Origin of the sequence: Caulobacter sp. S45 (assembly GCF_009765965.1) — a bacterium.
Lineage (GTDB): Bacteria > Pseudomonadota > Alphaproteobacteria > Caulobacterales > Caulobacteraceae > CAHJWH01.
The window spans coordinates 228,574-236,862 of sequence record NZ_LMUL01000017.1; the positions used below are offsets into that span (position 1 = coordinate 228,574).

Annotated in this window: 10 protein-coding genes; 9 read left to right on the forward strand and 1 reads right to left on the reverse strand. The window is 69.2% G+C overall.

The window, feature by feature from the left end:
- Positions 1 to 30: 30 nt before the first annotated feature.
- From GSQ87_RS20860 to GSQ87_RS20885, 6 genes are all read left to right on the forward strand, one after another.
- A complete protein-coding gene (locus tag GSQ87_RS20860) occupies positions 31 to 663 on the forward strand; it encodes an ATP-dependent Clp protease proteolytic subunit (RefSeq protein ID WP_158918362.1) in 633 nt (210 codons plus the stop codon).
- Between the two features lie 56 nt (positions 664 to 719).
- Positions 720 to 1,166, forward strand: a complete 447-nt coding sequence (locus GSQ87_RS20865; protein ID WP_158918364.1) for a DUF2141 domain-containing protein — start codon at positions 720 to 722, stop codon at positions 1,164 to 1,166.
- Between the two features lie 216 nt (positions 1,167 to 1,382).
- A complete protein-coding gene (locus GSQ87_RS20870; protein WP_158918366.1) occupies positions 1,383 to 1,736 on the forward strand; it encodes a hypothetical protein in 354 nt (117 codons plus the stop codon).
- Between the two features lie 216 nt (positions 1,737 to 1,952).
- Positions 1,953 to 3,284 carry a TldD/PmbA family protein gene (locus GSQ87_RS20875; protein WP_158918368.1) on the forward strand — a complete coding sequence of 444 codons (1,332 nt, stop codon included), beginning with the start codon at positions 1,953 to 1,955 and terminating at the stop codon, positions 3,282 to 3,284.
- Positions 3,281 to 4,081: a 3'(2'),5'-bisphosphate nucleotidase CysQ gene (locus GSQ87_RS20880; protein ID WP_158918370.1), complete on the forward strand. Its 801-nt coding sequence runs from the start codon at positions 3,281 to 3,283 to the stop codon at positions 4,079 to 4,081. The genes GSQ87_RS20875 and GSQ87_RS20880 overlap by 4 nt, the downstream gene beginning before the upstream one ends.
- A 24-nt stretch (positions 4,082 to 4,105) precedes the next feature.
- Positions 4,106 to 4,348: a DUF4170 domain-containing protein gene (locus tag GSQ87_RS20885; RefSeq protein WP_158918372.1), complete on the forward strand. Its 243-nt coding sequence runs from the start codon at positions 4,106 to 4,108 to the stop codon at positions 4,346 to 4,348.
- Positions 4,349 to 4,391: 43 nt separating this feature from the next.
- On the opposite strand, the gene GSQ87_RS20890 is transcribed toward GSQ87_RS20885, so the two are convergent.
- Positions 4,392 to 5,060, reverse strand: a complete 669-nt coding sequence (locus GSQ87_RS20890; protein ID WP_158918374.1) for a protein tyrosine phosphatase — start codon at positions 5,058 to 5,060, stop codon at positions 4,392 to 4,394.
- A gap of 136 nt (positions 5,061 to 5,196) precedes the next feature.
- Here GSQ87_RS20890 and GSQ87_RS20895 point away from each other — a divergent pair, with 136 nt between their 5' ends.
- The 3 genes from GSQ87_RS20895 to GSQ87_RS22890 all read left to right on the forward strand — a co-directional run.
- A complete protein-coding gene (locus GSQ87_RS20895; RefSeq protein WP_158918376.1) occupies positions 5,197 to 6,984 on the forward strand; it encodes an ABC transporter ATP-binding protein in 1,788 nt (595 codons plus the stop codon).
- A 178-nt stretch (positions 6,985 to 7,162) separates the two neighbouring features.
- Positions 7,163 to 7,861 (forward strand): lysophospholipid acyltransferase family protein, encoded by a 699-nt coding sequence (locus GSQ87_RS20900; RefSeq protein WP_158918378.1) that lies wholly within the window; start codon positions 7,163 to 7,165, stop codon positions 7,859 to 7,861.
- A gap of 10 nt (positions 7,862 to 7,871) precedes the next feature.
- Positions 7,872 to 8,289: 3-deoxy-D-manno-octulosonic acid transferase (locus GSQ87_RS22890; RefSeq protein ID WP_305764194.1), on the forward strand; the 418-nt coding region annotated here is incomplete at its 3' end.

An 8,289-nucleotide genomic window follows, 5' to 3' on the forward strand; every position in this document is an offset into this window, starting at 1 on the left:
CTAGCGACACGATCGAGAGAAAGCCGCCGTATGCGCGATCCCGAACTGCTTATGAGCCTGGTTCCCATGGTGGTCGAACAGACCAGCCGCGGCGAACGGGCCTACGATATCTTCTCGCGCCTGTTGAAGGAGCGGATCATCTTCCTGACGGGTCCGGTTGAGGACGGCATGGCCTCCCTCATCACCGCCCAGCTCCTGTTCCTGGAGTCGGAGAACCCGAAGAAGGAAATCGCCATGTACATCAACTCGCCGGGCGGCGTGGTGACCAGCGGCATGGCGATCTACGACACCATGCAATACATCCGCAGCCCGGTCTCCACCGTCTGCGTCGGCATGGCGGCGTCCATGGGCTCCTTCCTGCTGGCGGCGGGCGAGCCCGGCCACCGCATCGCGCTGCCCAACGCCCGGATCATGGTGCACCAGCCCTCCGGCGGTTTCCGTGGCCAGGCTTCGGACATCGAGCGCCACGCCGAGGACATTATCAAGACCAAGAAGCGCCTGAACGCGCTCTACGCCAAGCACACCGGCAAGCCGATCGAGGAGATCGAGCGCGCCCTGGATCGCGACAACTTCCTGTCCGCCGAGGAGTCCAAGGACTTCGGCCTGGTGGACCACGTCTACGAAAAGCGTGACGCGGCCGAAGGCCTGACGCCCGGCTCCTGACCTGCCGCGCCCCTCGCCTGGATTTCGGGCGAGGGGTCTGACGCTTGAGGACTAAGATGAAGGCGATTTTCCTGCCGCTGCTGGCGATTGCAACCTTGGCGACAGGACCCGCCCATGCCCAGCATGACGACACCCAGCACAACGGTTCGGTGACCTTCGCCGTGGACCACGTGCGCGACGACAAGGGCCACGTGCGGGTGGATATCTGCACCCGCCCCACCTTCCTGAAATCGGAATGTCCCTACTGGGGCTCGGCGCCCGCTTCCAAGGGCGTGACCACCGTGGTGATCCCCGACGTGCCGCCGGGGGTCTATGCGGCCCAGATCTATCACGACCGCAACGACAACCACGCTGTCGACCGGCGCCTGGGCATTCCGATCGAAGAGGTCGGGTTCTCCAACGACGCCTTCATCGGCCTGCACGGACCGAAATTCGACAAGGCCAGCTTCACCCACGACACGTCGGACCAGAACCTGACGGTCAAGCTGCACCGGTTCGAATAACCCGGCTGGGCTATTTGTCCCGAAACGATACGCCTAAATCCAGTTTTACGACACCTGGGCGTGTTTTTGATCGCCTTCTGGACGAATTTCCACGAAATTGCACAACCTGAGATGGCGCCGTTCCTGCTCCAGGGGAACCGGCTCCGCAGGGAGCTCCACGGCTCTTGGGGGGCTGTGGTCGCGGCCGTCCCCAGACGGCTCTCAGGAGACTGCAAGATGAACAAGACCATCGTGATCGTGGCGGCCTTTGCATCCGCCACCCTGTTCGCCGGCGCCGCTTCGGCCAACGGCCGCGGTTCCAGCTACGGCTCCAACCACAATTCAAACCAAGGCTACAGCCAGTCCAAGGCCTCGACGCCGGCGATCTCGGCCAATGTCGGCGCGAAGGTCGCCCCGCTGAACACCGCGGTCGGCGTCGGCGCCACGGTCGGCGGCCGCAACGGCCTGCTCGACGTCCAGACCGGCATCCATACCCCGTTGGCCAATATCGGCCTGGGCGTCCAGGCGGGCGGCCATGGCGAGCTGCTGTCGCTCGATCTCGGCGCCTTCAGCGGCGGCGTGGGCCACTAGCTGCAGCCTACCCGCTGCTCGTTCCCCCTCCGTGGACAAGCAGCGGGCGGCTTCGATCCACGCGGGCGCAAGTCCATAAAACGAACACCGGGCGGGGGCTCACACCTCCGCCCTTTCCGCGTGCGGCGGTCGCGGGGCGATCGGCGCGCTTGCAGGTGGGGGAAGGGGCGGCCATATGGCGGCCTTCGCTTCGAGTGAGCGCGTATGGGAACGCCGATGGACGCCGATCTGCTGCAAGACCTCGTATCCGCCGCCCTGCGCAGCGGCGCGGACGCGGCCGAGGCGGCGATGGCGGAGCGGCGCGCGCTGAGCGTCACCGTCCGTCTGGGCGAACTCGAAGAGGTCGAGCGCGAGGAATCCCGCGATCTCGGCCTGCGGGTCTTCGTCGGCAAGCGCCAAGCCGTGGTGTCCGGCTCCGACCTGTCGCCCGCCGCCCGCGCCAAGCTGGTGGAACGCGCCGTCGCCATGGCCCGCGTGGCCCCCGAAGACCCCTATGCCGGCTTCGCGCCGCAGGATCGGCTGGCCTCGGGCCCGACGCCCGATCTCGACCTCTACGATCCCTCCGAGTTCTCGGCCGAGACGCTGGAAGACCGCGCCCGCCATGCCGAGGATGTGGCGCGCGCCGTCGAGGGCGTGACCAATACCGACGGCGCCTCGGCCAGCTGGAGCAGTGGAAGCTGGGGCCTAGCCACCAGCCACGGCTTCCACGGCGGCGTCGAGGCCAGCAGCTTTTCCTTGTCCGCTTCGGCCATCGCCGGCCAGGGCGCCGGCATGGAGCGGGGCGGGGAGGGTCGCGCCGCCCGCCATGCCGAGGACCTGCCGTCGCCGGACTTCATCGGCCGCGAGGCCGGACGCCGGGCGGTGGACCGCGTGGGCGCGCGCAAGATCGCCAGCTGCACCGCGCCGGTCATCTTCGAGAACCGCCAGGCCACGTCCCTGCTCGGACCCCTGGTCGGCGGGATCAGCGGGCCGGCGGTGGCGCGGGGCGTTTCCTTCCTGAAGGACAAGCTGGGTCAGCAGCTGTTTTCCCCTGCCGTCACCGTGCTGGATGATCCGTTGCGGCTGCGCGGACTTGGCTCTTCGGCCTTCGACGACGAGGGGGTTGCGGCGACGCCGCGCGCCCTGATCCAGGACGGGGTGCTGACCACCTGGTTGCTGAACTCGGCCTCGGCCCGCCAACTCGGGCTCGAGACCACCGGCCACGCCTCGCGCGGGCTGGCGGGACCGCCGGGGGTGTCCACCCACAACCTGACGCTCCAGCCCGGCGAGACGTCGCTGGAGGAGCTGATGCGCGAGGCCGGAGCGGGCCTGCTGATCACCTCGATGTTCGGCCCGTCGCTCAACGCCAACACCGGCGACTGGTCCGCCGGGGTGTCGGGCTTCTGGTTCGAGGGTGGAGCGATCGCCTATCCGGTCACCGAGATCACCGTGGCCGGGAACCTGCTCGACATCTACGCCCGCATGGTCCCCGGCTCCGATCTGGAGATTCGCGGGTCGACCAATTCCCCATCCGTCCTGGTGGACGCCCTGGCGATCGCCGGGAAATGACCGGGGCCGCCGCCGATCTCGACCTGATCTCGGCGGCGGCGCTGGAAGCGGGCCGGATCGCGCTCGACTATCGCGCCCGGGGACTGGATGTCCGCAGCAAGCCGGGCGGCTCGCCGGTCACCGACGGCGACCTGGCCGTGGACGCTTTCCTGATGGACGCCTTGATGGCGGCGCGGCCTGACTATGGCTGGCTGTCGGAAGAGACGCCGGATACGCCCGATCGTCTGGGCTCCAAACGCGTCTTCATCGTCGATCCCATCGACGGCACCAGCGCCTATATGGGCGACAAGCCCTGGTTCGCGATCGCCATCGCCGTGGTCGAGGACGGGCGTCCGCTGGCCGGCGTGGTCCACGCCCCGGCGCTGGACGAGCACTATACGGCCGCCGTCGGGGGCGGGGCTCGACGGAACGGCGAGCTCATCCACGCCAGCGCCACCCGGGTGCTCGAAGACGCCACTATGGCGGGGGACGCCAAGCTGTTCGCCAGCCCGCGCTGGGGGGAGCCCTGGCCCGCCATGCGCATCGCCCAGCGCAATGCGTTGGCCTACCGGATGGCGGTGGTGGCGGCGGGCGAGTTCGACGCGGCGGTGTCGATGGGTTGGAAGAACGACTGGGACGTGGCGGCGGGCGACTTGATTGCGCGTGAGGCCGGCGCCCTTTGTACGGACCCCCAGGGCCATCGGCTGGTGTTCAATTCGCCACGCGCGCGCAATCCGGGCCTGGTTTGCGCCGCGGCGGCCCTGCACCCGTTGATCTTGGCGAGGACCGCGCCTATCGACCTGCCGGTCGACGCCTGACGTCGCCTTCAGACCGAGACCGCCATGGCCGAACCCACCGCCTCGTCCCAGCTCCTGCACATCGTCGTCGGCGGCGAGCTGAAGAGCGTCGACGGCCAGGATTTCCGCGACCTGACCAAGGTGGAGTTCGTCGGCGCCTATCCCAACTACGCCGCCGCCCACGTCGCCTGGAAGACCCGCGCCCAGGCCACGGTCGACAACGCCCTGATGCGCTTCTTCATCATCCACGCCCACCGTCTGCAGGACCCGACCAAGGACGCGCACTGAGGATAACGTTTTCTCCTCCCCGCTGCGCAGGGGAGGAGAGACCTCACTCCCGCCGCAGCAACGTCTCGGTGACGAAGCTCCCCACCATGCCGGCGTCAAAGTCGCGCCTGATCTGGTCGTGGTCGTAGGCTGGCGAGGACACCCACTCGATCAGGCTCAGCCCCTCGGGCTCGCCCTCCGCCAGGTAGCGCTCGAACATGTAGTCGAGCACGCCGGTCTTGCCCTGGCGCACATGCAGGGTGCGCAGCGACAGCTGGCTCAACGCTTGGCGCAGGGGCTGGCCCAGGTGGAAGTGGGCGTAGAGCACGCTCATCATCCCCGCTCGATCCGCACCCGACTTGCAGTGCATCAGGGCCGGGTAGCGGATGGTCTTGAACATCTCGGCGGCCGCCAGCACCTGCTCCCTCGACGGTGCGTCGCGCGAGGCCACGGCGAAGTTCACCAGCTCCAGCCCGAGCCGGGCGCAGGCGTCGCGCTCCAGCACGTAGAAGCCGGTCTCGTAGCCGCCGCCGCGCAGGTTGATCACCGTGCGCACGCCCTGGTCGCGCCACCACTTCAGCTGGAACGGCCAGGGCTGGTTGGTGCGCACCAGGTCGGGCCCGACCCAATGGGCGTTCTGGAATCCGAGCCGGAGATAGGCGTGGTCCTTCCACAGTAGGTCGCGATAGGCCCGCGTCCGTCCGCCGGATGTCGAAAGGTCGTAGCCGTCCAAACCGCGCCGCTCCGAAACAATGAGAGCGGTATATGGGGCGTCCGGCCGTTTCGCCACCGCGACCGATTTGGCGCACCCTGGCTGTGAGCGGCCGCGCCGGCTTGACACTGTGGCTTCACGGACCCACCCATCCGGCATGAAGGCGTCTCCCGCGCAGACGGCGGATACGGTCCCGCACCGCATTCTCGCCCTGCGCATGTTCCGAACCTACCTCGCACCCCGCTGGAAAGGCTTGGTGCTGGCGATGGTGCTTGCGGTGATCGTGGGCGGCCTGAGCGCCGCGCTGACGGCCGTGCTCAATCCGGTGGTCAAGCAGATCTTCGAGCAGAAGAAGCTGGCGAGCCTGATCCGCCTGCCGCTGCTGATCGTCGCCCTGGGCCTCGCGCGCGGTTTCGCCCAGACCGGACAGGCGTGGATCACCAACCGCATCGGCCACCGCATGGTCGGCGACATCCAGATGGAGCTGTTCGGCAAGCTGATCCGCGCCGACCTCGCCCGCCTGCGCAACGCCCACTCCGGCTCCTATGTCTCCTCGGTGCTGTACGACGCGGGGCTGATCCGCGAGGGCGCCACCACGGGCGTGGTCAACTACACCCAGGCCGGGGTGGCGGTGATCGCCAACCTCGGCGTCATGCTGGTGCAGGACTGGGTGCTGACGCTGATCGTGCTCTGCGCCGCGCCGTTGCTGTCATGGGTGCTGGCCCGGTTCCGCCGCTCCACCCGCAAGGCCGCCGAAGGGGCGATGAACGAGACCTCCGCCCTCTCCACCGCCGTGATGGAAGGTCTGGACGGGGTCAAGCTGATCAAGATCGACAACCGCGAGACCTACGAGGAGGCGCGGGTCGCCGAGGTGGTGGATCGCCGCCAGCGCCACATCATCAAGGGCGCCAACGCCCGCGCCGCCGCCGCGCCCGCCACCGAGACGCTGACCATGATCGTGGTGGCGTTGGTGATCGCCTACGCCGGCTTCCGCGCCATCCACGGCGGGGCGCATCTCGGCCAGTTCGTGACCTTCCTGGCCGCCCTGCTGGTGGTGTCCCAAAATCTGCGCCAGGTCGCCAACCTGCAGACCGTGATCACCGAGGGGCTGACCGCCGCCGGCCGGTTGATGGCCGCCATGGACGTCAAGCCCGAGGTGGTGGACTCCGCCAACGCCCGACCGTTGAAACTGACCGACGCCTCGATCCGGTTCGAGGACGTCTCCTTCGCCTACGACACCGCCGCCCCCGCGCTCACCGGTGTGAACCTGGACGTTAGGCGCGGCGAGACCGTGGCCCTGGTCGGTCCGTCAGGCGGCGGCAAGAGCACCATCCTCAGCCTGATCCCGCGCTTCTACGACGTCACGTCCGGCCGGGTGAGCATCGACGGCGTCGACGTGCGCGACGTGTCCATGGCCTCGCTGCGCGACCACATCGCGCTGGTCACCCAGGAACCGTTCCTGTTCGACGACACCCTGCGCGCCAACATCGCCCACGCCCGCCCCGACGCCACCGACGCCGAGGTCGAGGCCGCCGCCCGCGCCGCCGCCGCCCATGAGTTCATCGAGACCCTGCCCAAGGGCTACCTGACCCAGGTGGGCGAGGCTGGAGCGCGCCTGTCCGGCGGCCAGCGCCAACGCATCGCCATCGCCCGCGCCTTCCTCAAGGACGCGCCGATCCTGCTGTTGGACGAGGCCACCAGCGCGCTCGACACCGAGAGCGAGGCCAAGGTCCAGGCGGCGCTGGAACGGCTGATGGCTGGGCGCACCACCTTCCTGATCGCCCATCGCCTTTCGACGGTACGCGCCGCCAACCGCATCTACGTCATCGAGAGCGGGCGGGTGGTGGAGGTGGGCGACCACGCCACGCTGTCCGCCCAGGGCGGGCTGTACGCGCGGCTGGCCCGCGCCCAGAACCTGGACGTTGTCGTCCGGGCGGCGTCGTGAAACAGGTTCGCATCCCCCTCCCCCTCGAGGGGGGAGGGGCAGGAGAGGGGGTGCGCCCCCTACGGGTTCGGGGTAGCCCTGTGAGGGCGCACCGCCTCCAGCGCCTATCCCTATCTCGCCTGCACTCACCCCCATCCCCGCCCTTCCCCCCTCGAGGGGGAAGGGAGAAATGCCTGCTATGAACTTCAAGACCGTCTTCCGTGCGCCCCAGGTTCAAGGGGTGCTTGCGGTGATCCTGTCGACCTATCTGGACTTCGCGCTGAAGACCACGCGCTGGACCTTCGAGAACCGCGCGCCGGCCGACCTGGCGGTGGCGGGGCCGAAGGGGATCATCGGCTGCTTCTGGCACGGCCGCATCCCGCTCGGGCCGGCCTGCCGCGCGGTGCTGGCGCACAAGCCCCGCAAGGTGATCATCTCGATGTCGCCGGACGGCGAGTTCATCGCCCGCGCCATGGCCCGGCTGAGTTTCGACTCCATCCGTGGCTCCTCCTCGCGCAAGGACGACAGCGCCAACGCCAAGGGCGGGGCCGGGGCGATGATGGAGAGCGTGCGCTTCCTGCGATCCGGCGGCGTGGTGGCGATCACCCCGGACGGGCCGCGCGGGCCGGCCGAACAGATGGCGGCGGGAGCCGTGGCCCTGGCCAAGGTGTCGGGCGCGCCGGTGTTCCTGTTCGGCCTGCACGCCAGGCCGGGTTTCCGACTGAACAGCTGGGACCGCACCCTGTTCCCGCTGCCGTTCGGGCGCGGCGCGGTGGTGTTCGACGGCCCGCTGTACGTACCCCGCGACGCCGACGATGCGGCGATGGAAGCGACGCGCCTGGACTGGCAGACGCGTCTCACCGCCGCCAACGCCCGAGCCGAGGCCGTGCTCGGGTGAGGCGTCCCCGGTGAGCCTGGCGCTGGGCGTCTACCGCGCGGCGACCGGCCTGCTGGAGCCGCTGGCGCCGAGCCTGCTGCGCGCCCGCGCTCGTCGCGGCAAGGAAGACTTGTCGCGCCTGCCGGAGCGGTTGGGGCGTCCTGTCTTGGCGCGTCCTGAAGGGCGGCTGGTCTGGCTGCATGGCGCGAGCGTTGGCGAAGGTCTGTCGCTGCTGCCGCTGGTCGAGGCGATGGCGGAGCGTGACCCGGCGCTGACCCTCCTCGTCACCTCGGGCACCACGACATCGGCGGACCTGCTTGCCCGACGGCTGCCCGAGCGCGCCATCCACCAGTTCGTCCCCGTTGACGGCCCTCGCTCGGCGGCCGGTTTCCTCGCGCATTGGCGGCCGGACCTGGCGGTGTTCGTCGAAAGCGAGTTGTGGCCGAACC

Excerpts from the sequence above, each read along its gene's own strand:
- GSQ87_RS20860 (WP_158918362.1), top strand. The coding sequence starts at position 31 with ATGCGCGATCCCGAACTGCTTATGAGCCTGGTTCCCATGGTGGTCGAA.
- GSQ87_RS20865 (WP_158918364.1), top strand. The coding sequence starts at position 720 with ATGAAGGCGATTTTCCTGCCGCTGCTGGCGATTGCAACCTTGGCGACA.
- GSQ87_RS20870 (WP_158918366.1), top strand. The coding sequence starts at position 1,383 with ATGAACAAGACCATCGTGATCGTGGCGGCCTTTGCATCCGCCACCCTG.
- GSQ87_RS20875 (WP_158918368.1), top strand. The coding sequence starts at position 1,953 with ATGGACGCCGATCTGCTGCAAGACCTCGTATCCGCCGCCCTGCGCAGC.
- GSQ87_RS20880 (WP_158918370.1), top strand. The coding sequence starts at position 3,281 with ATGACCGGGGCCGCCGCCGATCTCGACCTGATCTCGGCGGCGGCGCTG.
- GSQ87_RS20885 (WP_158918372.1), top strand. The coding sequence starts at position 4,106 with ATGGCCGAACCCACCGCCTCGTCCCAGCTCCTGCACATCGTCGTCGGC.
- GSQ87_RS20895 (WP_158918376.1), top strand. The coding sequence starts at position 5,197 with ATGAAGGCGTCTCCCGCGCAGACGGCGGATACGGTCCCGCACCGCATT.
- GSQ87_RS20900 (WP_158918378.1), top strand. The coding sequence starts at position 7,163 with ATGAACTTCAAGACCGTCTTCCGTGCGCCCCAGGTTCAAGGGGTGCTT.